The sequence below is a fragment of the Streptomyces sp. NBC_00299 genome (assembly GCF_036173045.1).
Taxonomy (GTDB): Bacteria; Actinomycetota; Actinomycetes; order Streptomycetales; family Streptomycetaceae; genus Streptomyces; species Streptomyces machairae.
The window spans coordinates 5,883,693-5,907,148 of record NZ_CP108039.1; the positions used below are offsets into that span (position 1 = coordinate 5,883,693).

General features: G+C 69.8%; 26 protein-coding genes. 16 read left to right on the forward strand and 10 right to left on the reverse strand.

Going from position 1 to position 23,456, the window contains the following annotated elements; genetic code table 11:
• Window position 1 precedes the first annotated feature (1 nt).
• From OHT51_RS26120 to OHT51_RS26140, 5 genes are read right to left on the reverse strand one after another with little or no spacing between them, the layout of a single operon-like run.
• Window positions 2–961 carry a glycine betaine ABC transporter substrate-binding protein gene (locus tag OHT51_RS26120; protein WP_328881346.1) on the reverse strand — a complete coding sequence of 320 codons (960 nt, stop codon included), beginning with the start codon at window positions 959–961 and terminating at the stop codon, window positions 2–4.
• Complete coding sequence (locus tag OHT51_RS26125; RefSeq protein ID WP_328881347.1) at window positions 958–1,842, reverse strand: ABC transporter permease; 885 nt, start codon at window positions 1,840–1,842, stop codon at window positions 958–960. The genes OHT51_RS26120 and OHT51_RS26125 overlap by 4 nt, the downstream gene beginning before the upstream one ends.
• A complete protein-coding gene (locus tag OHT51_RS26130) occupies window positions 1,839–3,089 on the reverse strand; it encodes a betaine/proline/choline family ABC transporter ATP-binding protein (protein ID WP_328881348.1) in 1,251 nt (416 codons plus the stop codon). Before OHT51_RS26130 ends, OHT51_RS26125 begins: the two co-directional genes overlap by 4 nt.
• The gene (locus OHT51_RS26135) at window positions 3,082–3,729 is read right to left on the reverse strand and encodes an ABC transporter permease (protein WP_328427358.1); all 648 of its coding nucleotides are present in this window, start codon (window positions 3,727–3,729) and stop codon (window positions 3,082–3,084) included. The genes OHT51_RS26130 and OHT51_RS26135 overlap by 8 nt, the downstream gene beginning before the upstream one ends.
• Window positions 3,730–3,755: 26 nt before the next feature.
• Entirely contained in the window at window positions 3,756–4,235 is a 480-nt protein-coding gene (locus OHT51_RS26140) for an Lrp/AsnC family transcriptional regulator (protein ID WP_328884438.1), read from the reverse strand.
• A gap of 137 nt (window positions 4,236–4,372) precedes the next feature.
• Here OHT51_RS26140 and hppD point away from each other — a divergent pair, with 137 nt between their 5' ends.
• The 4 genes from hppD (at window position 4,373) to nthA (ending at window position 6,740) form a co-directional block, all read left to right on the forward strand.
• Window positions 4,373–5,518 (forward strand): 4-hydroxyphenylpyruvate dioxygenase, encoded by a 1,146-nt coding sequence (gene hppD / locus OHT51_RS26145; RefSeq protein WP_328881349.1) that lies wholly within the window; start codon window positions 4,373–4,375, stop codon window positions 5,516–5,518.
• Window positions 5,519–5,592: 74 nt separating this feature from the next.
• Window positions 5,593–5,889 carry a hypothetical protein gene (locus tag OHT51_RS26150; protein ID WP_328881350.1) on the forward strand — a complete coding sequence of 99 codons (297 nt, stop codon included), beginning with the start codon at window positions 5,593–5,595 and terminating at the stop codon, window positions 5,887–5,889.
• On the forward strand, window positions 5,882–6,169 hold the full coding sequence (locus tag OHT51_RS26155; RefSeq protein ID WP_328881351.1) for an SH3-like domain-containing protein: 288 nt from the start codon (window positions 5,882–5,884) through the stop codon (window positions 6,167–6,169). Before OHT51_RS26150 ends, OHT51_RS26155 begins: the two co-directional genes overlap by 8 nt.
• The gene (gene nthA / locus OHT51_RS26160; protein WP_328881352.1) at window positions 6,159–6,740 is read left to right on the forward strand and encodes a nitrile hydratase subunit alpha; all 582 of its coding nucleotides are present in this window, start codon (window positions 6,159–6,161) and stop codon (window positions 6,738–6,740) included. The genes OHT51_RS26155 and nthA overlap by 11 nt, the downstream gene beginning before the upstream one ends.
• A gap of 7 nt (window positions 6,741–6,747) precedes the next feature.
• Here nthA and OHT51_RS26165 read toward each other — a convergent pair whose 3' ends face one another.
• The gene (locus tag OHT51_RS26165; RefSeq protein WP_443052734.1) at window positions 6,748–8,211 is read right to left on the reverse strand and encodes a tetratricopeptide repeat protein; all 1,464 of its coding nucleotides are present in this window, start codon (window positions 8,209–8,211) and stop codon (window positions 6,748–6,750) included.
• 133 nt (window positions 8,212–8,344) lie between these two features.
• On the opposite strand from OHT51_RS26165, the gene OHT51_RS26170 reads away from it, so the two are divergent.
• Window positions 8,345–9,751, forward strand: a complete 1,407-nt coding sequence (locus OHT51_RS26170; RefSeq protein WP_328884440.1) for an FAD-binding oxidoreductase — start codon at window positions 8,345–8,347, stop codon at window positions 9,749–9,751.
• A gap of 19 nt (window positions 9,752–9,770) precedes the next feature.
• Here the strand turns inward: OHT51_RS26170 and OHT51_RS26175 are convergent, their stop codons facing one another.
• Window positions 9,771–10,184 carry an SsgA family sporulation/cell division regulator gene (locus OHT51_RS26175; protein ID WP_328881353.1) on the reverse strand — a complete coding sequence of 138 codons (414 nt, stop codon included), beginning with the start codon at window positions 10,182–10,184 and terminating at the stop codon, window positions 9,771–9,773.
• A gap of 264 nt (window positions 10,185–10,448) precedes the next feature.
• Between OHT51_RS26175 and OHT51_RS26180 the strand changes: the two genes are divergently transcribed.
• Together OHT51_RS26180 and OHT51_RS26185 are read left to right on the forward strand one after the other, a co-directional pair.
• Entirely contained in the window at window positions 10,449–12,002 is a 1,554-nt protein-coding gene (locus tag OHT51_RS26180) for an RDD family protein (protein ID WP_328881354.1), read from the forward strand.
• Between the two features lie 89 nt (window positions 12,003–12,091).
• Complete coding sequence (locus OHT51_RS26185) at window positions 12,092–12,775, forward strand: RDD family protein (RefSeq protein WP_328881355.1); 684 nt, start codon at window positions 12,092–12,094, stop codon at window positions 12,773–12,775.
• Between the two features lie 45 nt (window positions 12,776–12,820).
• Here the strand turns inward: OHT51_RS26185 and OHT51_RS26190 are convergent, their stop codons facing one another.
• Complete coding sequence (locus tag OHT51_RS26190) at window positions 12,821–13,078, reverse strand: hypothetical protein (RefSeq protein WP_328881356.1); 258 nt, start codon at window positions 13,076–13,078, stop codon at window positions 12,821–12,823.
• Between the two features lie 391 nt (window positions 13,079–13,469).
• Between OHT51_RS26190 and OHT51_RS26195 the strand changes: the two genes are divergently transcribed.
• Together OHT51_RS26195 and OHT51_RS26200 are read left to right on the forward strand one after the other, a co-directional pair.
• Complete coding sequence (locus tag OHT51_RS26195; protein WP_328881357.1) at window positions 13,470–15,818, forward strand: immune inhibitor A domain-containing protein; 2,349 nt, start codon at window positions 13,470–13,472, stop codon at window positions 15,816–15,818.
• A gap of 146 nt (window positions 15,819–15,964) precedes the next feature.
• The gene (locus tag OHT51_RS26200) at window positions 15,965–16,309 is read left to right on the forward strand and encodes a hypothetical protein (RefSeq protein ID WP_328881358.1); all 345 of its coding nucleotides are present in this window, start codon (window positions 15,965–15,967) and stop codon (window positions 16,307–16,309) included.
• A gap of 39 nt (window positions 16,310–16,348) precedes the next feature.
• On the opposite strand, the gene OHT51_RS26205 is transcribed toward OHT51_RS26200, so the two are convergent.
• Both OHT51_RS26205 and OHT51_RS26210 read right to left on the reverse strand, forming a co-directional pair.
• Window positions 16,349–16,939: an isochorismatase family protein gene (locus OHT51_RS26205; RefSeq protein ID WP_328881359.1), complete on the reverse strand. Its 591-nt coding sequence runs from the start codon at window positions 16,937–16,939 to the stop codon at window positions 16,349–16,351.
• A 136-nt stretch (window positions 16,940–17,075) separates the two neighbouring features.
• Window positions 17,076–18,434: a nicotinate phosphoribosyltransferase gene (locus OHT51_RS26210; RefSeq protein ID WP_328881360.1), complete on the reverse strand. Its 1,359-nt coding sequence runs from the start codon at window positions 18,432–18,434 to the stop codon at window positions 17,076–17,078.
• Window positions 18,435–18,543: 109 nt separating this feature from the next.
• On the opposite strand from OHT51_RS26210, the gene clpS reads away from it, so the two are divergent.
• The 7 genes from clpS (at window position 18,544) to OHT51_RS26245 (ending at window position 23,451) form a co-directional block, all read left to right on the forward strand.
• Window positions 18,544–18,861: an ATP-dependent Clp protease adapter ClpS gene (gene clpS, locus OHT51_RS26215; protein WP_328881361.1), complete on the forward strand. Its 318-nt coding sequence runs from the start codon at window positions 18,544–18,546 to the stop codon at window positions 18,859–18,861.
• Window positions 18,862–18,917: 56 nt separating this feature from the next.
• The gene (locus tag OHT51_RS26220; RefSeq protein ID WP_328881362.1) at window positions 18,918–19,526 is read left to right on the forward strand and encodes a DUF2017 domain-containing protein; all 609 of its coding nucleotides are present in this window, start codon (window positions 18,918–18,920) and stop codon (window positions 19,524–19,526) included.
• A 340-nt stretch (window positions 19,527–19,866) separates the two neighbouring features.
• Window positions 19,867–21,306 carry an amino acid permease gene (locus OHT51_RS26225; protein WP_328881363.1) on the forward strand — a complete coding sequence of 480 codons (1,440 nt, stop codon included), beginning with the start codon at window positions 19,867–19,869 and terminating at the stop codon, window positions 21,304–21,306.
• A 157-nt stretch (window positions 21,307–21,463) separates the two neighbouring features.
• On the forward strand, window positions 21,464–21,886 hold the full coding sequence (locus OHT51_RS26230) for a M67 family metallopeptidase (protein ID WP_328881364.1): 423 nt from the start codon (window positions 21,464–21,466) through the stop codon (window positions 21,884–21,886).
• Between the two features lie 122 nt (window positions 21,887–22,008).
• A complete protein-coding gene (locus OHT51_RS26235) occupies window positions 22,009–22,104 on the forward strand; it encodes a putative leader peptide (protein ID WP_316959376.1) in 96 nt (31 codons plus the stop codon).
• A 112-nt stretch (window positions 22,105–22,216) separates the two neighbouring features.
• Complete coding sequence (locus OHT51_RS26240; protein WP_328881365.1) at window positions 22,217–22,495, forward strand: MoaD/ThiS family protein; 279 nt, start codon at window positions 22,217–22,219, stop codon at window positions 22,493–22,495.
• Window positions 22,496–22,500: 5 nt separating this feature from the next.
• Complete coding sequence (locus tag OHT51_RS26245; protein ID WP_328881366.1) at window positions 22,501–23,451, forward strand: PLP-dependent cysteine synthase family protein; 951 nt, start codon at window positions 22,501–22,503, stop codon at window positions 23,449–23,451.
• The last annotated feature ends 5 nt before the right edge of the window (window positions 23,452–23,456 follow it).

Here is a 23,456-nt window from a genome sequence, read left to right on the forward strand (position 1 = left end):
CTCACTTCACGAACCCCTCCGCCTTCATCCAGTCCAACGCCACCTGATGCGGATCCTCCCCGTCCACGTCCACCTTCGCGTTGAGGTCCTGGGCGACCGTGTTGTTCAGCTTCTTGGTGATCGGGTCGAGGACGTCGGGGATGGCCGGCCATTCCTTGAGGGTATTGGTGTTGATCACCGGGGCGGCGTTGTAGTTGGGGAAGAAGTGCTTGTCGTCGTCCATCACCACGAGGTTCATGGACTTGATGCGCCCGTCGGTCGTGTAGACCTCGCCGTAGGTGCAATTCCCCTTCGCGGCCTGCGTGTAGATGATCCCGGTGTCCATCTGGGTGATGTTCTTCGTCGGTACGTTCATCCCGTACGCCTTCTGCATCCCCGGCAGCCCGTCCGCCCGGTTGGCGAACTCGACCTCCACGCACAGCGTCACCGCGGAGGGGTCGGACTTGGACAGCGCGGCGACCTCGGAGAGATCGTTCGTGCGGTACTTCTTGTGGTTCGCCTGGTTCATCGCCAGGGCGTACGTGTTGTCCAGCGCGGACGGCGGGAGCCAGGTCAGCCCGTTCTTCGCGTCCTCCTTGCGCACCGCCTCCCACTGCTCGTGCGGGTCGGTGATGGGCTCGCTGTGCCCCAGGTAGGTGATCCAGGCCGTGCCCGTGTACTCGTACCCGGCGTCGGCGTCGCCCTTGCGCACCGCCTCGCGGCTGCCGATGGAGCCCTGGATGCCGGTGCGGTCGAGGACCTCCGCGCCGGCCGCCTCGAAGGCGATGCCCATGATCGCGCCGAGGATGAGCTGCTCCGTGAACGACTTCGACGTCACCGTCAGTTCGGCGCCCTCCAGCGGCTCGCCCCGTCCGATGCTTCCGGGCCGTACGTCGTCGACCATGGGGGAGCCGCTGGTCAGGCCGCACCCGGCGGCCGTCACCAGCAACCCCGCCGCGAGCAGGACGGTCGGCCGCCTCATAGGTCCAACCCCCGTGGCCGCAGCAGCACTTCCACCAGCGATGCCAGCCAGTCCACCAGCAGGGCGAGGGCGACCGTGAGGATCGAGCCGAGGACCAGGACCGGCATGCGCTGGTTGGTGATGCCGGCCGTGATCAGCACGCCCAGCCCGCCGCCTCCGCCGAAGACCGCCAGGGTCGCCGTACCGACGTTGAGGACCAGGGCCGTGCGCACGCCCGCCAGGATCAGCGGGACCGCCAGCGGCAGCTCCACCCGCGTCAGCACCCCCGTCGCGGACATGCCGATACCGCGCGCCGCCTCCAGCAGGGTCGGGTCGTTCGCCTTGAGGCCGGCGATGGTGTTGGACAGCACGGGCAGGACGGCGTAGGCGATCATGCCGATCAGGGCCGCCTTCCGGCCGATGCCCAGCCAGATCACCAGCAGGGCGAGAAGACCGATCGCGGGGGTCGCCTGGCCCATGTTGGCGAGGGCCATGGCCACCGGTGTCGCCTTCCTGAACGCCCGCCGGGTGAGCAGGATCCCCAGCGGGATCGCGATGATCAGCACGAAGAAGGTGGAGATCGCAGTGAGTTCGACCTGCTCCCACAGGGCCTGCGAGACCTGACCGTTCGACAGCGCGTTCTCGGAGACCGGGTCGAGGTCGGCCTGCTGGAACCACAGCCAGGTGGCGAGCAGCAGCACCACCAGCATCGCCGGCACGATGGTGAGCCGTTGCCAACTCAGCTTCCGGGCCGGGCGCTTCGTGGCGACGGGCGAGCTGGTCCCGTCGTTCCCGTCGTTCCCGTCGAGCTCGTCGCGGTCGGGCTCAGCGTTTCCGGGCGCCTCGCCGGGCTCGGACGTCTCCTGCACCCGGGACGACCTCGGGGTCTCGGGAGTGCTCACGCCTTCTGCTCCCCTCCGTCGCCCTCCTGCTCGGCGTGCGTCCGCCCGGCCCGGGAACCCTCCAGCTCGTGCTGGGCCTCCAACGCCTCCAGCCGGTCCGCCTCCAGCAGCTCGTGCACGGAGTTGATCAGCGTCTCCATGTCGACGACGCCCGTGTACTCACCGCGCCGCCCGGTCACCACCACCCGCCCCGCGTTGTCGGTGAGGACGGCCTCCAGGGCGTCCCGCAGCGTGGCGTCCCGTGTCACCGTGTCGGTCACCAGCGTCCCGGCCCGCGCGAGCGAACCCCTGGCCCGCATCAGGTCGCCGCGCCGCAGCCACTTGTAGGGCCGGCCGCGCTTGTCGAGCAGCAGGATCTCGTTGGTGCCGCTGGAGCGCAGCCGGTTGAAGATCTCCTGGAGCGGGTCGTCGAAGGTCACCGTCGGATAGTCGGTGATCTCCACGTCCCGTACCCGGGTCAGGTTCAGCCGCTTCAGCGCCGCACCGGCTCCGACGAACCCGGACACGAAGTCGTCCGCGGGATTGGTGAGGATCGCCTCCGGGGTGTCGAACTGAGCGATGTGCGACTGTTCGCGCAGAACGGCGATCCGGTCACCGATCTTGATCGCCTCGTCGAAGTCGTGCGTGACGAAGACGATCGTCTTGTGCAGCTCGTGCTGCAGCCTGATCAGCTCGTCCTGGAGGTGATCACGGGTGATCGGGTCGACCGCGCCGAACGGTTCGTCCATCAGCAGCACCGGCGGATCGGCGGCCAGCGCCCGTGCCACGCCCACGCGCTGCTGCTGCCCGCCGGAGAGCTGGCGCGGATAGCGGCCGTGGAACTCGCCCGGGTCGAGCCCGACGAGGTCGAGCAGCTCCTCGACCCGCGAGCCGATCCGCGTCTTCGACCAGCCGATCATCTTCGGTACGAGGCCGATGTTCTGCGCGACCGTCATGTGCGGGAACAGGCCGGCGGACTGGATGGCGTAACCGACCTTGCGGCGCAGCTTCACCGGATCGATGTCGGTGACGTCCTCGCCGCCGATGCGGATACGGCCGCCGGTCGGCTCGATCAGCCGGTTGATCATCTTGAGCGTCGTGGACTTCCCGCACCCGGAGGGGCCGACGAGGATGACCACCTCGCCCGCCTTGATCTCCATGTTCACGCTGTCCACGGCCGGCTGCGGGCTGCCGGGATACCGCTTGGTCAGGTTCTCCAGCTCGATGGAGGCTCCGTGGTGGCCGCTGTCGGACTCGTGCTCAGACACGGATCCCCCTGGGGATGGTCAGCCGTCCGATCAGGACGTACGCGGCGTCGAACAGCAGCGCCAGGATGATGATCCCGACCGTGCCCGCGAGGACCTGGTTGAGCGCGTTCGCGCTGCCCAGCGACGCGAGCCCGCGGAAGATCACATTGCCGAGGCCGGGTCCTGAGGCGTACGCCGCGATCGCCGCGATGCCCATCAGCATCTGCGTCGCGACCCGGATCCCGGTCAGGATCGGCGGCCAGGCGAGCGGCAGCTCCACCTTCAGCAGCTGGGTGAGCCGGGACATGCCGATGCCCCGGGCCGCCTCCACCAGGGACGGATCGACGCCGCGCAGCCCGACGATCGAGTTGCGCACGATCGGCAGCAGGCCGTACAGCGTCAGCGTGATCACCGTGGGCGGCACGCCCAGCCCCACGATCGGAATGAGCAGACCGATCATGGCGAGCGACGGAATGGTCAGGATGCCCGCGGTGGTCAGCGTGGCGAAGTTGCCGGCCCACTCGCTGCGGTACGTGGCCACGCCGATCAGCACCCCGAGCAGGGTCGCCACGACCATGCACTGGAAGACGGCGCTGGCGTGCTGGTAGGCGTCGGTGAGCAGCTGCTGGTGGCGGTTGCCCAGGTACTCCCAGAAATTCACTCGGACTCACCCCACCAGGTCGCGGGCTAGCTGTGCGCCCGGTCCTCCGCCGCCTGCTCCACCAACGGGATGGTCCGCAGCGGAACGGGGTTCTCCATCACGATCGCCGTGGAGGCCCGGACGATCCCATCGAAACCGACAACCCGGTCGATCACACGCTGAAGATCGGCGTTGGAGCGCGCGACGAGGCGGCACAGCATGTCCCCGGTCCCGGTGGTCGTGTGCAGCTCCAGCACCTCCGGCACGGTCGCCAAGTGCGCCCGTACGTCGGCCCCTTGCCCCTGCCGGATCTGCAGGGTCGCGAAGGCGGTGACCGGATACCCGAGAGCCGCCGGATCGACCTCGGGACCGAACCCGCGGATGACTCCGTTCGACTGAAGCCGGTCCAGCCGCGCCTGCACGGTCCCGCGGGCCACCCCCAGCCGCCGGGACATCTCCAGCACCCCGATCCGCGGCTCCCGCGCCAGCAGCACGATGATCCGCCCGTCCAGATGATCGATCGCCACGACAGCCCGCCTCTTCTCGCCACTGGGGGTGGTCATCCTGTACAGAAAGCCCGCAGAGCCGGGCCCATCACTGAGCACATTGCCCAGCCGAAAACCAAACTATTGCGCACCTTGCCGCATGGCGTGAGGCTGCGCTTATGACGCAGACCACACACCACACTCCCGACACCGCCCGGCAGGCCGACCCCTTCCCGGTCAAGGGAATGGACGCGGTCGTCTTCGCCGTGGGCAACGCCAAGCAGGCGGCGCACTACTACTCGACCGCTTTCGGCATGCGTCTCGTGGCCTACTCCGGACCGGAGAACGGCAGCCGCGAGACCGCGAGCTACGTACTGGAGAACGGCTCCGCCCGCTTCGTCCTCACCTCCGTCATCAGGCCCGCCACCACCTGGGGCCACTTCCTCGCCCAGCACGTGGCCGAGCACGGCGACGGCGTCGTCGACCTCGCCATCGAGGTGCCGGACGCGCGGCAGGCGTACGCGTACGCGATCGAGCACGGCGCCACGTCCGTCGCCGAGCCGTACGAGGTGAAGGACGAGCACGGCACCGTCGTCCTGGCCGCCATCGCGACGTACGGCGAGACCCGCCACACCCTCGTCGAGCGCACCGGCTACGACGGCCCGTACCTCCCCGGCTATGTGGCGGCGAGCCCCATGGTCGAGCCGCCCGCCCAGCGCACCTTCCAGGCGATCGACCACTGTGTCGGCAACGTCGAACTCGGCCGCATGAACGAGTGGGTCGGCTTCTACAACAAGGTCATGGGCTTCACGAACATGAAGGAGTTCGTGGGCGACGACATCGCGACCGAGTACAGCGCCCTGATGTCGAAGGTCGTGGCCGACGGCACGCTCAAGGTCAAGTTCCCGATCAACGAGCCCGCCATCGCCAAGAAGAAGTCCCAGATCGACGAGTACCTGGAGTTCTACGGCGGCGCGGGCGTCCAGCACATCGCGCTCAACACGAACGACATCGTCGAGACGGTGCGCACCATGCGCGCGGCCGGCGTCCAGTTCCTGGACACCCCGGACTCGTACTACGACACCCTCGGCGAGTGGGTCGGCGACACCCGCGTCCCCGTCGAGACCCTGCGTGAGCTGAAGATCCTCGCGGACCGCGACGAGGACGGCTATCTGCTGCAGATCTTCACCAAGCCGGTCCAGGACCGCCCGACGGTCTTCTTCGAGATCATCGAACGCCACGGCTCCATGGGCTTCGGCAAGGGCAACTTCAAGGCCCTGTTCGAGGCGATCGAGCGGGAGCAGGCCAAGCGCGGGAACCTCTGACGGCCTGCTGATCCTCTTCCGGCGTGCGGGTTCCACGGGGGGACCCGCACGCCGTACCGCCGTACGCTGACTCCATGGCCAGGATCAACGACGTCGGCGGCGTCGAGGGATTCGGTCCCGTCGACATTGCGGACGACTCCGAGCCCTTCCACGCCGACTGGGAGGCGCGCGTCTTCGGGATCTGGAACGCCCTGCGCGGGCAGCAGATCTTCAATCTGAACGAGTTCCGGGACGCGATCGAGTCGATCCCGCCGCGCGAGTACCTGGCGGCGTCGTACTACGAACGCTGGTTCCTCGCGATCAGCGACCTCCTCGAACGCAAGGGCGTGCTGGAGCCCGGCGAGCTGCATCGGGACGAGCCCGATGGCTGACCGTTTCGCCCCGGGGTCGCGTGTGGTGACGTACCTCCACGACCCGGCCCACCACACCCGCCTGCCCCGCTACGCACGCGGCAAGCGGGGCGTCGTGATCGAGCCGGAAGGGCCCGCCGAACTGGCCGACGTCAGCGCGCAGGGGCGTGCGGACGTGCCGGTGGAGCAGGTGTACGCGGTGCGGTTCCGGGCGCGTGACCTGTGGGGCGAGGGCGACCATCACGTCGTACTGGACCTGTGGGAAAGCTACTTGGAAGAGGACCGTGGCGATGAGCGGTGACCACTCCGACGCGACGATCGCCCGCCGGGTGCGGCGCCTGGAGACCCTCCTGGAGGAGAAGGGCGTGCTCACCGGCGGGGAACTGGACGAGGCGATCGACGCGTTCCTCGCGGGCGCCTCGCCGGCGAGCGGAGCGCAGGTCGTCGCGCGGGCCTGGACCGACGAGGACTTCAAGTCCCGTCTGCTGACGGACGGCACGGCGGCCGTGCGCGAGCTGGGCTTCATGGACGGCGGCTACCAGCGCCTGCGCGTCGTCGAGAACACCGCGTCGACGCACAACGTCATCGTCTGCACCCTCTGCTCCTGCTACCCCATCCGCCTGCTCGGCCCGTCACCCAGCTGGTACAAGTCCGAGGCGTACCGCTCCCGCGTGGTCCGCGAACCCCGGGCGGTCCTGACCGAGTTCGGCCTCGACCTGCCGGCCGACACCCGGATCACGGTGTGGGACTCCAGCGCGGAGACGCGCTACATGGTGCTGCCCCGCCGCCCGGAGCACACGCAGGGGATGCCGGAGGCGGAACTGGCGGGGCTGGTCGGCCGCAACGCGCTGATCGGCACGGCGGTGCTGTAGGCACGGGTCACCGCCGCTTCGGCTTGGCGTCCATGTCCGGTACGTCCTCCACCGACGGTTCTCCCAGCTCCTTCAACGTCGCCTCGGCCAGCGGCACCCGCGTCGGAGAGAAGTGCGGGTTGATCCGCAACGCCTCCTGCAGATGCCGCCGCGCGGCCCCGGACATCCTCAGTTCCAGCTCGATCATGCCCTGGTGATAGACGTACAGCGCACTGCGCACCCCGCCCCCGCGCTTCTTGTCGTTCGCCAGCCTCGCGAACTTCAGCGCCTCCTCGGCCTCCCCGGCCCGGTACAGCGCCCACCCCAGGGCGTCGGCCACCGCGACCCCCGGCTGCCGGCGCCACTCGGTGCGCAGCCGCTGCACGGCGGAGTCCGGGTCGCCGTGGTCCGCCTCGAAGTGGCCCAGCACCAGTTCGTCGTCCACCCCGCCGGCCGCGGCCCGTGCAGTCCGCTCCCGCAGCAGGTCGTACTGCACGCGCGCCGCCTGCCCCATGCCCAGCGCCTCGTACAACTCGCCCAGTTCCAGCGCGTACTCGGGCAGCGGCTGCTTGGCGAGGGCGGCCCGGTACGCGTTCAGCGCCTCCGTCGTGCGGCCCAGTGCCGCCAGCGTCCGCCCCTGCCCGGCGAGCGCGGCCCGCTGGTCGGGGTCGAGGCGTACGGCCGCCTGGAAGTGCCGCAGGGCCACGTCCAGGTCGCCGCGTTCCCAGGCGAGCTGCCCGGCCCGTTCGAGATACGCGGCCCGCTCGGCCGGGGCCTCGGCGGCAGCCGCCGCGTCGGACAGCGCCACCGCCGCGTCCTCCCGCCAGCCGCGGTCCCGGTAGACGGCCGCCGCCCGGGCCTGCACCGCCGGACCGGAGCGCAGGTCCAGCAGCCGGTCCAGGGTCCGCTTGGCCGCCTTGTGGTCGCCCAGCCCCGTGTAGGCGTCGATCAGGGCCGGATAGGTCGTCCACCGCTTGCGGTCCGCCTTCAGCGCCGCCTCGCCCCAGGTCCGCGCCGCGCCGAAGTCCCTCCGCGCGTTCGCCAGTGCCGCCATGCCGGCCAGCGCCTCGGCGTTCGGGTCCCGCACCTTCAACGACGTACGCAGCGCCTTCTCGGCCTTCGGGTAGTACTCCGGCTCGGCGGTGCGCCGCCCCTGCTCCGTATACGCCGCGCCCAGCACCGCCCACGAATGGGCGTCCCCCGGATGGGCCTGCAGATGCCTCTCCCGCTCGTCGATCAGCACCGCCAGATCGGGCAGCGCGGCCGGCACCCCCGCGGTGACCGCGGCGAGCGCCTGCGCCCCCGGTGCCGGCGCCGGTGCCCGCGTCCCACCCGGACCCCACGGCAGCAGCACCAGCACCCCGCCGAGCACGGCACACCCCGCCACCGCGGCCATCAGCACCCGCCGCCGGATGCGCCGCCGACGTCCCGGCGTGCCCGGTCCGTCCTGCACCGCGTCCTGCACCGCGTCCTGCGAGGCGTCGTTCTCCATGCCGCTGCTCCCCGCGGCGCTGTTCTCCATGGCGCTCACTGTGCGTCAAGCCATGCGTCAATACGACGACCACACCCGTCCGAACCCGACCGCCGTACGTGGGGTTCACACCGATGGCCCCGAGTGCGACGCTGTGATCATGAGCCGTACCGAAGCCGCACCCGACCAGGCCCGGGGTGACCTCACCGAGCGGCTGCTCGCGGGTCTGCCTGCCGAGGCCGTCCTCACCGACCCCGACGTCACGGCCGCCTACGCCAACGACATGGCCAGCTTCTGCCCGGCCGGCGCCCCCGCCGTCGTCGTCCTGCCGCGGACCGTCGAAGAGGTCCAGCACGTCATGCGCACCGCCACCGCCCTGCGTGTCCCGGTCGTCCCGCAGGGCGCCCGGACGGGCCTGTCGGGAGGGGCCAACGCCTCCGACGGCTGCATCGTGCTGTCCCTGACCAAGATGGACCGCATCCTGGAGATCAACCCCGTCGACCGCATCGCCGTCGTCGAGCCCGGCGTCATCAACGCCGCCCTCTCGCGCGCGGTGGGCGAACACGGCCTGTACTACCCGCCGGACCCCTCCAGCTGGGAGATGTGCACGATCGGCGGCAACATCGGCACCGCCTCCGGCGGCCTGTGCTGCGTGAAGTACGGGGTGACCGCCGAGTACGTCCTCGGCCTGGAGGTCGTCCTCGCCGACGGACGGCTGATGTCCACGGGCCGCCGTACGGCCAAGGGGGTCGCGGGATACGACCTGACCCGCCTCTTCGTCGGCTCCGAGGGCTCGCTCGGCATCGTCGTACGCGCCGTCCTGGCGCTGCGGCCGCAGCCGCCGCAGCAACTGGTCCTGGCCGCCGAGTTCGCGTCGGCGGCGGAAGCCTGTGACGCGGTGTGCCGGATCATGGCCGGCGGGCATGTGCCGTCGCTGCTGGAGATCATGGACCGCACGACGGTCAAGGCCGTCAACGACCTCGCGCACATGGGGCTGCCGGAGACGACCGAGGCCCTGCTCCTGGCCGCCTTCGACACCCCGGACCCCGCCTCCGACCTCGCTGCCGTGGGCGCCCTGTGCGAGGCGGCCGGCGCCACCCAGGTGGTCCCGGCGGACGACGCGGCCGAGTCCGAACTCCTCCTCCAGGCGCGGCGGTTGTCCCTCACCGCGCTGGAAGCAGTGCGCGGCGTGACGATGATCGACGACGTGTGCGTGCCCCGCTCGCGGCTCGGCGACCTGATCGAGGGCGTCGAGCGGATCGCCGAGAAGCACCAGCTCACCATCGGGGTCGTCGCCCACGCCGGCGACGGCAACACCCATCCGACCGTGTGCTTCGACGCGGCCGACCCCGACGAGTCCCGGCGCGCCCGCGAGTCCTTCGACGAGATCATGGCCCTCGGCCTGGAACTCGGCGGCACGATCACCGGCGAGCACGGCGTGGGTGTCCTGAAGAAGGAGTGGCTGGCGCGCGAGATCGGCCCCGTCGGGATCGAGATGCAGCGGGGTGTCAAGCGGGTCTTCGACCCGCTGGACATCCTGAACCCGGGCAAGCTGTTCTGATCCGTCCCTCGGGCACCGCTCACTGGGCGAGCAGCTGGTCGAGCGCGTCGTCGATCCCCAGCTGCCCGCCTTCAGTCCCTGGGGGCACCACCCGCAAGGTCCGCTCCAGCCAGGCCGACACCTGCGCCGCGGGTGCCTCCAGCAGCGCGTCCCCGTCCGGCGAACTCAGCGCCATCAGCACCACACTGCGGCCCTCGACCTTCGTCGGCCACACCCGCACGTCCCCGTGCCCGCACGGCCGGAACACCCCCTCCACGAGGAGTTCGCGGGAGAAGGTCCAGTGCACCGGGTGCTCGGAGTTGATGTGGAAGGCGACGTGGACGGCGTACGGATCGTCGCTGTGATAACTCAGCAGCGCCGGCACGCAGACGCTGCGCTCCGGCGACAGGATCAGCCTGAGCTCCAGTTCGCGCTCGACGACGGTGTGCTCCATGGCGTGCGTTCCTCTCTCGTGACGCATGCCTGCCCTGTATGGGCGGGCCCGTACGAGTGGAGAGGGAGCACAGGGGTGGACCATTACGCGGGTCCGCAGAACTTTTTCCCGCCCCCGCTCCCACGGCCGTACCGCACATGTGAAGCACGTGTACGAGGTTGCCCGGAAAGGGGTGGGTCCTACGGGACTGGCGGTGGTTGTTGCGTCGGTCTGATAGATGTGGAGGCCCCTATTTGACCCACGAGCAGATACCGGACGACGGACATGAGCGCCCCAACCCCGGCCCCAGGTGACGACAGGCCCCGCGAAGGGTATTACCCGGACCCGTCCATTCCTGGATATGTCCGGTACTGGAACGGCGCCTCCTGGGTGCCGGGCACCAGCCGTCCGGCGCCGACGGACGGCGAATCGCTCGCGCCGCCGCCCGGCGCGAACCCCGATGGGCCCTCGGCGGCCTCGGTCGAGGAGACCGGCCCGCACTTCTTCGACGAGGAGCCGGCCCAGGGGCCCCTGCCGGCGGACGCCCAGCACGGCAGCCGGCCCGAGCCGGCGTCCGCCTGGGGTGCCGACCCGGCCCACCAGGCCGGCTTCGGCGGCGAGCAGGACCACCGCGTCTCCTGGGGCAACCCGCAGGAGCCCGACCCGAGGGACCCGCGCGCGGCGGCGGCCACGGGCGGCACCGCCCGCACGGATAGCAGCGCCTCGATCCCGCCCGCCGAACCGGACGCGCCCGCAGGCGGCGTCGCCTCCGGTGACACGTTCATGATGCGCAGGCCCGTGGCGGACTCCGGCGGCCAGGCCACTCCCGGCATCCCGGGCCCCGGCGGCCCCGCCCCCGTCGACGGCACCATGGCGATCCGCGCGCTGTCCCCGCGCACGGGGCAGCAGGGCCGGGCGGCCGGGGCGCAGTCCGGGAGCACGGGCGCGTCCGCCGGTTCGGGCGCCGCACGTCCGGACGCGGACCGCCCCTCCGCGGCCGGCGCCCCGCAGGGGCCCGGCTTCGGCGCCGGGAAGGCCGCCGCCGAACGGGCCGCAGGGGCCCAGGGACAGGCTCAGACGGCCGCCGGGGCCGCGGCTGCCGCCCAGGCCGCCACCGGCGCCCCCGCGGCCTTCTCCGCCCCGCAGCAGGCCTCCCCGAGCATCCCTCAGCAGTCCGGCGGCACGCAGCAGCCGGCGGCCGCGGCCGGCACGCCCTTGTCGTCGGGTTCCGGCGGCGGCCAGTCGTCCTGGGCGCAGCAGGTGCACCGGCTCGCGGGCCCCGGCGACGACCAGCCGGTCGCCCCGTGGAAGCCGCCGACCCTGGACCCGTTCCAGGCGGCCGCCATGCGTCAGGCCGCCGCCCGCCCCGCGGGCCTCGGCAAGCGGCTGGCAGCCCGGCTGGTCGACACCGTCGTGCTGGCCGCCGTCACCGCCGTGGCCGCCGTCCCGCTCGGCACCAAGGCGCTCGACCACGTCAACGGCAAGATCGACGCCGCCAAGCTCTCCGGCGAGACGGTCACCGTCTGGCTGCTGGACGGCACGACCTCCGCGTATCTCGGCGTCATCCTGGCCGTGCTGCTTCTGTTCGGCGTGGTCTACGAGGTCCTGCCCACCGCCAAGTGGGGCCGCACGCTGGGCAAGAAGCTGCTCGGCCTTGAGGTGCGGGACATCGAGGCCCACGAACCCCCGGTGTTCGGCGCGGCCCTGCGCCGCTGGCTCGTCTACAGCATCCCCGGCCTGCTCGCCGTCGGCGTCGTCGGCGTGCTGTGGTGCCTGTTCGACCGGCCCTGGCACCAGTGCTGGCACGACAAGGCGGCGCGTACGTTCGTTGCGGGCTGACCGCGTACGGCAAACGGCCCGGATGATTCCGTAGCCCGGACGGCCCCGCGCGGGATGCGGAGCCGCGCGGTTCGCGGTCGACTCGGGCCATGAGCAGCGAACCGCCTCCCGGCCCCGGTCAGCAGCCCCCGGAAGACGATCCGTTCAAGAAGCAGCCCCCGCCCCCGTCCGGCGGCTCGGGTTCGCCGTACGGTGATCAGCCGCCGTACGGCGACCAGCCTCCGCCCCCTCCCGGCGGCCAGCCGCCGCCCCCCTACGGTGGCGGCGGCCCGTACGGAGGCGACCCGTACGGCGGCGGCGGTCAGCCCGCCGACCCGCTCGCCGGGATGCCGCCGCTCGCCGGCAGCGGCAAGCGCACGCTGGCCCGCATCATCGACATGATCCTGGTGGGCGTCGTCGTCTGGCTGCTCACATGGGGGTTCGGCGTCACCGAGTACGACGTGGACACCGACAAGGTGGAGTACGGCAAGTCGTTCCTGCAGTCACTCGTCGCCGCCGTGCTCTTCATCGGTTACGACACCTACTTCACCGCCACGACGGGGCAGACGCTCGGCAAGAAGCTGCTCGACATGCGGGTGGCCAACCTCGACAACGGGGCCACGCCCTCCGTGCAGACCTCGCTGATCCGTGCGGCGGTGCTGTGGATCCCGTTCGCGTTCTGCTGCGCCTGCATCTGGACCGTGATCTGCGGTGGCTGGAGCTACTTCGACCGCCCCTACAAGCAGGGCCTGCACGACAAGTCGGCGAAGACGGTGGTGGTCAGCACCAGCTGACGCCGACGCCGGCAACCGGAGTCGGTTGCCGGCGGCCTGCGTGCGTCAGGACTGGGTCAGGACAGGCTCTTCGGCCTGTTCCCGTTCGGTGCGTACGGGCTTGCGCACCGCCACCACGCGGGGCTTCTTGGGCATGGGCACCGTCATGGCGACCAGCAGCCCGAGCAGAAGCGCCGATACGGCGATGACCGCGATCCCCACGCCCGAACTGGTCTGTGACAGCAGCAGCATGGCGAGCGTCGAGAAGATCACGGTGCACGAGCCGTAGGCGAGCTGTGCGGCAGTCGGACGAGGCATGATCATCGTGTCCTCGGAATCGGGTGTGCACGGGGGTCTCGGCCTGGCTTTCCGCCGACGTCCGGGCGTTCCGCCATCCGACTCTAACGGCGTGCATGCCCGAGTGGAACAAACCGTAAGCGTGACCTGACCAACAGGGCCGGTGCACGGGGGGCGCACGGAGTCATCTCGTCCACCAAGTGGACAGCGACACGCGCCCATTGCCGGAAAGGTCGTTGTCCGCTAAACGAACAACAACTCCGCATAATGCGTTGACCTGTCCAAGTCAAGGTCTGTTTTTTCTGCTTAACCTCTAGTCAAATGTCGTCACTTGACTACACGCGTCCATCAGGCGCACGCGGAAACTCCACGACCAGGACCCTTCCTTCCGCGTGCCCGGACGCGGGGGAGGAAGCAAGTGACCAGCAGACCCTGGACGTTCCGAACGGCGGCAACCGCCGTCGCGCTCGCGACCGCAGCGGCGACTTTCTCGACCTTCGCGGTGGCTCAGGCCGACGAAGGCGCGCCGGCGGCGTCCGTCGAGCGGCACGACCCGGCGGAGCACACTCACGCCGACCACAACCTCGACGGCCCGATGAGCAAGACTCAGGAGGCGCAGCGCGAGGAGGCCCTGAATCAGGTCCTGTCCGGCCGGACCAAGGCGAAGAAGCGCGACGGCTCGCAGGTCGTCGAGCTGAAGAGCAAGAAGGGCGACAGCAAGTACGTCGAGCTGGGCCGCGAGAAGACCGACAAGATCTTCACGATCCTGGTCGAGTTCGGCGACAAGATCAGCGAGTTCGGCGGCACGGCCGGCCCGCTGCACAACCAGATAGCCAAGCCCGACCGCAAGAAGGACAACTCCACGGCCTGGAAGGCCGACTACAACCAGAAGCACTTCGAGGACCTGTACTTCGGCACCGGCAAGAAGACCGAGTCGGTCAAGAAGTACTACGAGAAGCAGTCCTCCGGCCGCTACTCGGTCGAGGGTGAGGTCTCCGACTGGGTCAAGGTCCCCTACAACGAGGCCCGTTACGGCAACAACGCCTGCGGCCAGACCAACTGCTCCAGCGTCTGGAACGTCGTCAGCGACGGTCTGAACGCGTGGGTCGCCCAGCAGAAGGCAGCTGGGAAGACCGACGCCGAGATCAAGGCGGACGTCAAGCAGTTCGACCAGTGGGACCGCTACGACTTCGACGGCGACGGCGACTTCAACGAGTCCGACGGCTACATCGACCACTTCCAGGTCGTGCACGCCGGTGAGGACGAGTCCGCGGGCGGCGGCGCGCAGGGCACCGACGCCATCTGGGCCCACCGCTGGTACGCGTTCGGCACCGACGCGGGTGCCACCGGTCCCGAGGGCAACAAGCTGGGCGGCGCGAAGATCGGCGACACCGGCGTCTGGGTCGGCGACTACACGGTCCAGCCGGAGAACGGCGGCCTCGGCGTCTACGCCCACGAGTACGGCCACGACCTCGGTCTGCCGGACCACTACGACACCCAGGGCGGGGAGAACTCCACCGGCTTCTGGACCCTGATGTCCTCCGGTTCCTGGCTCGGCACCGGCAAGAACGAGATCGGTGACCTGCCGGGCGACATGACCGCCTGGGACAAGCTGCAACTGGGCTGGCTGAAGTACGACAGCGCCAAGGCCGCGACGAACTCGTGGCACAAGCTGGGCGTCGCCGAGTACAACACCAAGCACAAGCAAGCCCTCGTGGTCGACCTGCCCAAGAAGAAGGTCACCACCGAGATCGTCGCCCCGGCGCAGGGCGCGAACCAGTGGTGGAGCGGCAGCGGCGACAACCTAGCCAACACGCTGACCCGTTCGGTGGACCTCACCGGCAAGTCGGCGGCCTCGCTGACCCTCGACGGCTGGTACGACATCGAGGCCGAGTACGACTACCTCTACACCGAGGTCTCCACCGACGGCGGTGCCAACTGGACCGCCATCGACGGCACGGTCGACGGTGCGGCCCTTCCGAAGGACGCCAGCGGCAAGCCGGCGATCACCGGCACGGTTGACGCGTACAAGAAGCTGGCCTTCCCGCTGGACGCCTACGCCGGCAAGAAGATCGACCTGCGCTTCCGCTACCAGACGGACGGCGGCGTGGCCCAGAAGGGCTTCGCGGCCGACCAGATCACCGTGACCGCCGACGGCACGGCCGTGTTCTCCGACAACGCCGAGGCCGCCGACGCCGCTTGGAAGACGAAGGGCTTCTCGCGCATCGGCGCGTCCATCACGGACGACTACGCGCAGTACTACATCGCCGAGAACCGTCAGTACGTGTCGTACGACAAGACCCTGAAGACCGGCCCGTACAACTTCGGCTTCTCGAAGAGCCTTCCGGACTGGGTGGAGCACTACGAGTACCAGAACGGCCTGTTGATCTGGAAGTGGGACACCTCCCAGCAGGACAACAACACCAGCCAGCACCCCGGTACCGGCCTGGTCCTGCCGATCGACTCCCACCCGACCCCGCTGAAGTGGTCCGACGGCACGCTGATGCGCAACCGCATCCAGTCCTACGACTCGCCGTTCAGCAAGTTCCGCACGGACGGCATGTGGCTGCACAACGCGGACGTCGCGACCAAGATCCCGTCGAGTGCGGGGGTGTCGGTCTTCAACGACCGCACCAGCACGTACTACGACGCGGCGAACCCGGCCGCGGGCGTCAAGATCACTGACACCAACACCAAGATCAAGATCGTCAAGGAGGCCAAGGACGGCTCGACGATCGAGCTCGAAGTTGGTCCCGCGGTGAAGTAATCCGCATGTTCGCAGGTCAGAGCACTATCGGCGGTGACCCCCTGGCGGGGTTGCCGCCGGTCGTGTTTAGGTGCACCCTGTGCTTCCGTTATTGACACCGGAACCGACATCGACCCTGACACCGACTCGCACGGGGGTGTGACCGCATGGCCGCAGGAGGTTTCTGCAAGCTGCCGACCGGCAGCGTCGTGGTGGCGCTGAACCTGCCCAGACCCACCGCCGACGGCACGGGCTGCGTCCGTGTCCTCGTGCACGCCCACAACCGCGCCCGAGCCCTGACCAGGCTCCGTAATCTGGGCATGCGCGCCGTCTACCTGCGGGGCAACGCCGCCCCGCCGACCCCTGACGAGATCACGGCGGTCCTGCACCACCCCGACGGCCTGATATGGCGAACGGCACCTGACAACGGTGTCGCGATCGCCCCGGACCTCGCCCAGGAGCTGTGGCACCCGATCAGGGCGCTGATGAGGCGCCCGGCGGCACCGGCGTGAGCCACTGCGCGAGGCCTGTGTAAGCCGCCGGGCGACGACCTAGGCGACGACCGGCTTGCCCGTCAGCTCGACGCCGGCCTCGCGCATCTCCTCGAGCGCCCGGTCCGTGGTCTCCGAGGCCACCCCGGCGGTCAGATCCAGCAGCACCTGCGTACGGAAGCCCTCCCGCGCCGCGTCCAGCGCGGTCGCGCGCACACAGTGGTCCGTGGCGATGCCCACCACGTCCACCTCGACGACCTCCCTGGCCCGCAGCCAGTCCGCCAGCCGCACCCCGTTCTCGTCGGCCCCCTCGAACCCGCTGTACGCCGCCGCGTACGCCCCCTTGTCGAACACGGCGTCGATCGCGCCGGACGCGACCGCGGGGGCGAAGTTCGGGTGGAAGCCGACCCCCTCCGTGCCGGCGACGCAGTGCGCCGGCCAGGAGTGGGCGAAGTCGGGGTTCGTGGAGAAGTGACCGCCGGGGGCGATGTGGTGATCGCGGGTGGCCACGACGTGCTGGTAGCCCGACCCGGCCGCCTGCCCGATCAGCTCGGTGACGGCGGCGGCCACGTCGGCACCGCCGGCCACCGCGAGGCTGCCTCCCTCGCAGAAGTCGTTCTGCACATCTACGACGATCAAGGCGCGGCGCATGGTCGTGGTCCTTCGGTTATGGACGCTGAGGTCGGGCGGTGCGGAGCGTGCGGGCCCGGCCATGAACCTCCGAGCCTAGAGACTTCGGGTGCGGTGCGGGAGGGGGCATGGAGTGAGCGCGCCGGGCGCACTCGCTTCACGCCCCCGTCAGGCTCCCCGAGCGCCCGTTGACATATTCCGTCGGGATGACAGGTTCCCCGCGCGACAGCTGGGTCGCCGACAGCGGCAGGTTCGCGCGAGCGGCGGTGTGCCGGTCCCGTACGACGTCCAGCGACTCACGGGCCACCACGTCACCGCCCTTGACCAGCTCGACCAGCAGCTGCCGGTCGGCGAGAGCGTCCGGGAGCGGCCCGGTGCCGACGACCTCGGCCTCGGCGACGCCGTACTCGTCGAGGCGCCGGGCCGCCCACTTGCGCCCGCCGATTGAGGTCTTGCCGCCGGTGGACTTCTTGGCGACCGGCACCAGGGGTGCCGTCGGGTCGGTGGACTCCGCGCGGGCGACCAGCTTGTAGACCATCGAGCAGGTCGGGTGCCCGGACCCGGTCACCAGCTGGGTGCCGACGCCGTACGCGTCCACCGGCGCCGCGGCCAGCGAGGCGATGGCGTACTCGTCCAGGTCGGAGGTCACGATGATCCTGGTGTCCGTCGCACCCAGCTCGTCCAGCTGCTGCCGGACCCGGTGCGCGACCAGCAGCAGGTCGCCCGAGTCGATCCGGACGGCGCCCAGCTCGGGTCCTGCGACCTCGACGGCCGTACGGACCGCCTCGGCGACGTCGTAGGTGTCCACGAGCAGCGTGGTGCCACGGCCCATGGACTTCACCTGGGCCTGGAAGGCGTCCCGCTCCCGGTCGTGCAGCAGCGTGAAGGCGTGGGCGCTGGTGCCGACGGTGGGGATGCCGTAGCGGAAGCCCGCGGCGAGGTCGGAGGTGGAGGTGAAGCCGCCGAGGTACGCCGCCCGGGACGCGGCCACCGCGGCCAGCTCATGGGTGCGCCGGGCGCCCATCTCGATGAGCGGGCGCTCACCGGCGGCCGACGACATCCTGGACGCGGCCGCGGCGATCGCGGAGTCGTGGTTGAGGATGGAGAGGATCACCGTCTCCAGCAGGACGCACTCGGCGAAGGTGCCCTCGACCCGCATGATCGGCGAGCCCGGGAAGTAGACCTCGCCCTCCGGGTAGCCCCAGATGTCGCCGGAGAAGCGGTAGTCCGCGAGCCAGTCCAGGGTCTCCTCGTCGACGATCTTCCGCTCGCGCAGGAAGGCGAGGACGTCCGGGTCGAAGCGGAAGTTCTCGACGGCGTCCAGCACGCGGCCGGTGCCCGCCACGACGCCGTAGCGCCGCCCCTCCGGCAGCCGCCGGGTGAAGACCTCGAACACGCTCCGCCGCTCGGCTGTGCCCGCCTTCATGGCGGCCTGCAGCATCGTGAACTCGTACTGATCCGTGAAGAGCGCCGTCGAGGGAACATCCACCGGCAGCCCAAGGTCCGCTGTGTTCATGGAGATGGATGCTACCCCCATCTCGTCAGTTTGACGATTTCTGGGGCGGACGTCACAACAGGCGCGGTTGCGCAGCCCGTTTGTGCGACCACCCCCCTGCGGTGGCAGCATGGGCACTGTGACGTCACCCGCTCCCCTAGAGATCGAACGCACCGAGTCGGCGGAGGAGGTCTTCGCCGTCCCCGAGCCGGACGTCCCCTGGGTCACCATCGTCCACAACGACCCGGTCAACCTGATGAGCTATGTGACCTACGTCTTCCAGTCGTACTTCGGCTACCCGAAGGACAAGGCCACCAAGCTCATGCTTGACGTCCACCACAAGGGCAGAGCGGTCGTCTCCAGCGGCAGTCGCGAGGAGATGGAGCGCGACGTGCAGGCCATGCATGGCTACGGTCTGTGGGCCACCCTCCAGCAGGACCGCAAATGACCGCTCGCCCGCAGCCCGGGAACCCCCGACAGGACCGGAAGTAGCGAACCTCCTCCATGCCAGGAACCTTCGAACCGCTCCCCGGCGGCGGTGCGGCCGTCGCCCTCGACGACGTCGAGATCTCCATCATCCGGTCGCTGGCCGTCCAGCTCCTGGAGCTGATCGGCCCCGGCCCCGCCGAGGACGCCCCCGACGACCCGCTCGCCGAGCTGTTCAACGACGGGCCGAGCGAACCGCCCGCCGACCCGGTCCTCAAGCGCCTCTTCCCGGACGCCTACGGCGACCCCGAGGGCACCCCGCAGGCCAAGGAGGCCGAGGAGCAGCGGGCGTACTCCGCGGAGTTCCGCCGCTACACCGAGAACGACCTGCGCGCCGGCAAGCGCGACAACGCGCTCACGGTGGTCCGCTGCCTGGACGGGCTCAGCACCGCCTCCGCCGGCGAGGGGGGTGCGGTGCTCAAGCTCTCCGTCGAGGAGTCCCAGCAGTGGCTCGGCGCCCTCAACGACCTGCGCCTGGCCATCGGCTCGCGCCTGGACATCGCCGACGAGGACGACACCGACCTGCTCTACCGGCTCCCGGACGAGGACCCGCGCAAGCCGATGGTGATGGCGTATCTGTGGCTGGGCGGTCTCCAGGAGACGCTGGTCGGCACGCTGATGCCTTAGATTGCGACGCTTCTGTAGCGATGTGTGACGGTTTTGTGTTCGCTCAGCGGACGCTCAAATCCGGATAACGATCACGTCACCGCCGCCACCCACCTTGGGGGGCGGCGTTCCGTTTGTCCGGTTCTTCTTGTGCGATGCGCCACATGTCCTTTGGTCGATCAGTGTGACGGCCGTGATAAATCTTCACGACGCCCGACGAGCACCACCCGAATGTTCGGCCGGGTGCGCCAGTTGGTCGACGGATCGTCGGCCGGGCACAGCTCCAGCAATCCGGGGGGATCGAGACCCGATCCGAGGCCGACGAAGGGCCCGGGTCGGCATGGAGAAAGGCGCACTACACATGACCTCTGCGAAGGTCACTGACGAGAACGCCACGGGTGCCCCGGAAGAGGGGTACGAGCGAGGCCTCGGCAGCCGTCAGGTCCAGATGATCGCCATCGGCGGCGCCATCGGCGTCGGACTGTTCATGGGTGCCGGAGCGAACATCGCGAAGGCCGGCCCCAGCATCATCCTCATGTACGCCCTCGCGGGCGTCGTCATCTTCTTCATCATGCGGGCCCTGGGCGAGCTGCTCCTCTACCGGCCCGTCTCCGGCTCCTTCGCCGAGTACGCCCGCGAATTCCTCGGCCCGTTCTTCGGGTTCGTCACGGGCTGGACGTACTGGCTCATGTGGGTGGTCACCGGCATGGCCGAGCTCACGGCCGCCGCGATCTACATCCACTTCTGGTTCCCGGAGATCCCGCAGTGGGTCAGCGCCCTGGTCTTCCTCGTGGTGCTCTTCGGCGTCAACCTGATCTCCGTCAAGATCTTCGGCGAGGTCGAGTTCTGGTTCTCGATGATCAAGGTCACGGCCATCATCGGCATGATCGTCATCGGCCTCGGCGTGCTCACCCTCGGCTTCTCCGACGCCGGTGACACCGCCACCGTCTCGAACCTCTGGTCGCACGGCGGCTTCTTCCCGAACGGCATCGGCTCCAGCCTGATGACGCTCCAGGGCGTCATGTTCGCCTACCTCGCCGTCGAGCTCGTCGGCGTCACCGCGGGCGAGTCCGAGAACCCCGAGAAGACCCTGCCCAAGGCCATCAACACGCTGCCCTGGCGCATCATCGTCTTCTACGTCGGTGCGCTGCTGGTGATCCTCTCCGTGGTCAAGTGGACCGAGTTCTCCGCGGGCGAGAGCCCGTTCGTCCACGCCTTCGGCAAGATCGGCATCCCGCTCGCCGCGGGCATCGTCAACTTCGTGGTGCTCACCGCGGCCCTGTCGTCCTGCAACTCCGGCATGTACTCGACCGGCCGGATGCTGCGCGACCTCGCGTCCAACAGCGAGGCCCCGCAGGCCTTCGGCAAGCTCAACGCCCGCAAGACGCCCGCCGTCGGCATCTCGGTCTCCGTGGCGCTCATGGGCATCGGCGTCGTCCTGAACTACGTCGTCCCGGAGAAGGCGTTCCTCTACGTCACCTCGGTCGCCACCGCGGCAGGCATCTGGACCTGGATGATGATCCTCGTCAGCCACATCCGCTACCGCGCCGCGGTGGACGCGGGCCGACTGCGTGCCTCGTCCTTCCCGGCTCCCGGCGGGGCGCTGTTCAGCTGGGTCGCGCTCCTCTTCCTCATCGGCGTGACCTTCATGATCGCGTACGACAAGGACGCGCGGGTCTGCCTGTACGTCGCGGCCGGCTGGGCCGTCGCCCTGGGCGTCGGCTGGGCGTTCCTCAAGCGCCGCAACCCGCAGCTCGCGGCCCGCCGCGGCGACGAGCCCGAGCTCGAAAAGGTCGGCTGACACCGAGACCGTGGACGTCCAGCCGTAGGGGGCACTCGTGGCGCCCCCTACGGCTGCCGCTCAGGACGTCCACACCCAGGACGCCTCTACGTCCGGCATATGGGCCGTCCCGTACCACTCTTCGGTACGGGACGGCCTGTTGCTTATCCTGACGAGCATGCTGACCATCACCCAGGCCCTCGTCGACCAGATCGTCGCCCACGCGCGCAAGGACCACCCCGACGAGGCGTGCGGCGTCGTGGCGGGCCCGGCGGGCTCGGACCGCCCCGAGCGCTTCATCCCCATGCTGAACGCGGCGATGTCGCCCACCTTCTACGAGTTCGACTCGGGCGATCTGCTCAAGCTCTACCGCGAGATGGACGACCGCGACGAGGAGCCGGTGGTCATCTACCACTCCCACACGGCCACCGAGGCCTACCCCTCGCGCACCGACATCTCCTACGCCAACGAACCCGGCGCGCACTACGTCCTGGTCTCCACCGCCGACACCGACGGCCTCGGCGAGTTCCAGTTCCGCTCCTTCCGGATCGTCGACGGCGAGGTGACGGAGGAGGAGGTCAAGGTCGTCGAGGCGTACTGAGCCAGGCGGACCGCGGCTCACCGAGCCGGTCTGAACAGCGCGGTCTCACTCCCCGGCCGTAAAGCGTCCGCGATGTGGGATCACATTCCAAAAGCCGGACCGGGAATCGATACGATGACCCCATGGTTTTTCACGACGTGAGCGAGAAGACGCCGGGCATGCTGCTCGTGGCGCGGCTGCACGTCGACCTGTGCAGGCTCGCCAGCGCCATCTGTTGACGCTGCCCCTGCCGCCGTACGGCCGTGAGCCGCGGCGCCTCACACGCACCACCCCCGCTGTACTTGCGCTGCCGCGCGCCCGACTGACTACTCCCGACAGGAGCCCTGAGCCATGGCCATCGAGGTCCGCATCCCCACCATCCTCCGTACCTACACCGACGGTCAGAAGGCGGTGGAGGGCAGTGGTGACACCCTCGCCGAGCTGTTCACCGACCTCGAGACCCGGCACGCGGGCATCCACGCCCGCATCGTCGACGACGGCCAGCTGCGCCGCTTCGTCAACGTCTACCTGAACGACGAGGACGTCCGCTTCCTCGACGGCATCAACACCAAGGTCGCCGACGGCGACAACGTCACGATCCTGCCGGCCGTGGCCGGCGGTATGGCCTGATCCACATGCGCTACGACTCCGCGCTCGCCGCGGTGGGCAACACCCCTCTGGTGCGCCTGCCGCGGCTGTCGCCGTCCGAGGACGTCCGCATCTGGGCCAAGCTGGAGGACCGCAACCCCACCGGCTCGGTCAAGGACCGCCCCGCTCTGCACATGATCGAGCAGGCGGAGAAGGACGGCCGTCTCACCCCGGGCTGCACGATCCTGGAGCCGACCAGCGGCAACACCGGCATCTCCCTGGCGATGGCGGCGAAGCTCAAGGGCTACCGGATCGTGTGCGTGATGCCCGAGAACACCTCGCAGGAGCGCCGGGACCTGCTCGCCATGTGGGGCGCGGAGATCATCTCCAGCCCCGCCGCGGGGGGCTCCAACACCGCCGTACGGGTCGCCAAGGAGCTGTCCGCAGAGCACCCCGACTGGGTGATGCTCTACCAGTACGGCAACCCCGACAACGCGGGCGCCCACTACGCCACGACCGGCCCGGAGATCCTCGCCGACCTCCCCTCGGTCACCCACTTCGTCGCCGGCCTCGGCACCACGGGCACCCTGATGGGCGTCGGCCGCTATCTGCGCGAGCACAAGCCGGGCGTGAAGATCGTCGCCGCGGAACCCCGCTACGACGATCTCGTCTACGGCCTGCGCAACCTCGACGAGGGCTTCGTACCCGAGCTGTACGACGCCTCCGTCCTGACCACCCGCTTCTCGGTCGGCTCGGCCGACGCGGTCACCCGCACCCGCGAGCTGCTCCAGCAGGAGGGCATCTTCGCGGGCGTCTCCACCGGAGCCGCCCTGCACGCGGCGATCGGCGTGGGCAACAAGGCGCTGAAGGCCGGCGAGAGCGCGGACATCGTGTTCGTCGTCGCCGACGGCGGCTGGAAGTACCTCTCGACCGGCGTCTACACCGCGGCGACGACCGAAGAGGCCATCGAGACGCTCCAGGGGCAGCTCTGGGCGTGAGCCGG

Coding starts and splice junctions, on each gene's coding strand:
- OHT51_RS26120 (WP_328881346.1), bottom strand. CDS start 961: ATGAGGCGGCCGACCGTCCTGCTCGCGGCGGGGTTGCTGGTGACGGCC.
- hppD (WP_328881349.1), top strand. CDS start 4,373: ATGACGCAGACCACACACCACACTCCCGACACCGCCCGGCAGGCCGAC.
- OHT51_RS26150 (WP_328881350.1), top strand. CDS start 5,593: ATGGCCAGGATCAACGACGTCGGCGGCGTCGAGGGATTCGGTCCCGTC.
- OHT51_RS26155 (WP_328881351.1), top strand. CDS start 5,882: ATGGCTGACCGTTTCGCCCCGGGGTCGCGTGTGGTGACGTACCTCCAC.
- nthA (WP_328881352.1), top strand. CDS start 6,159: ATGAGCGGTGACCACTCCGACGCGACGATCGCCCGCCGGGTGCGGCGC.
- OHT51_RS26165 (WP_443052734.1), bottom strand. CDS start 8,211: ATGGAGAACGACGCCTCGCAGGACGCGGTGCAGGACGCGGTGCAGGAC.
- OHT51_RS26175 (WP_328881353.1), bottom strand. CDS start 10,184: ATGGAGCACACCGTCGTCGAGCGCGAACTGGAGCTCAGGCTGATCCTG.
- OHT51_RS26180 (WP_328881354.1), top strand. CDS start 10,449: ATGAGCGCCCCAACCCCGGCCCCAGGTGACGACAGGCCCCGCGAAGGG.
- OHT51_RS26185 (WP_328881355.1), top strand. CDS start 12,092: ATGAGCAGCGAACCGCCTCCCGGCCCCGGTCAGCAGCCCCCGGAAGAC.
- OHT51_RS26190 (WP_328881356.1), bottom strand. CDS start 13,078: ATGATCATGCCTCGTCCGACTGCCGCACAGCTCGCCTACGGCTCGTGC.
- OHT51_RS26200 (WP_328881358.1), top strand. CDS start 15,965: ATGGCCGCAGGAGGTTTCTGCAAGCTGCCGACCGGCAGCGTCGTGGTG.
- OHT51_RS26205 (WP_328881359.1), bottom strand. CDS start 16,939: ATGCGCCGCGCCTTGATCGTCGTAGATGTGCAGAACGACTTCTGCGAG.
- OHT51_RS26210 (WP_328881360.1), bottom strand. CDS start 18,434: ATGAACACAGCGGACCTTGGGCTGCCGGTGGATGTTCCCTCGACGGCG.
- clpS (WP_328881361.1), top strand. CDS start 18,544: ATGGGCACTGTGACGTCACCCGCTCCCCTAGAGATCGAACGCACCGAG.
- OHT51_RS26220 (WP_328881362.1), top strand. CDS start 18,918: ATGCCAGGAACCTTCGAACCGCTCCCCGGCGGCGGTGCGGCCGTCGCC.
- OHT51_RS26225 (WP_328881363.1), top strand. CDS start 19,867: ATGACCTCTGCGAAGGTCACTGACGAGAACGCCACGGGTGCCCCGGAA.
- OHT51_RS26230 (WP_328881364.1), top strand. CDS start 21,464: ATGCTGACCATCACCCAGGCCCTCGTCGACCAGATCGTCGCCCACGCG.
- OHT51_RS26235 (WP_316959376.1), top strand. CDS start 22,009: ATGGTTTTTCACGACGTGAGCGAGAAGACGCCGGGCATGCTGCTCGTG.
- OHT51_RS26240 (WP_328881365.1), top strand. CDS start 22,217: ATGGCCATCGAGGTCCGCATCCCCACCATCCTCCGTACCTACACCGAC.
- OHT51_RS26245 (WP_328881366.1), top strand. CDS start 22,501: ATGCGCTACGACTCCGCGCTCGCCGCGGTGGGCAACACCCCTCTGGTG.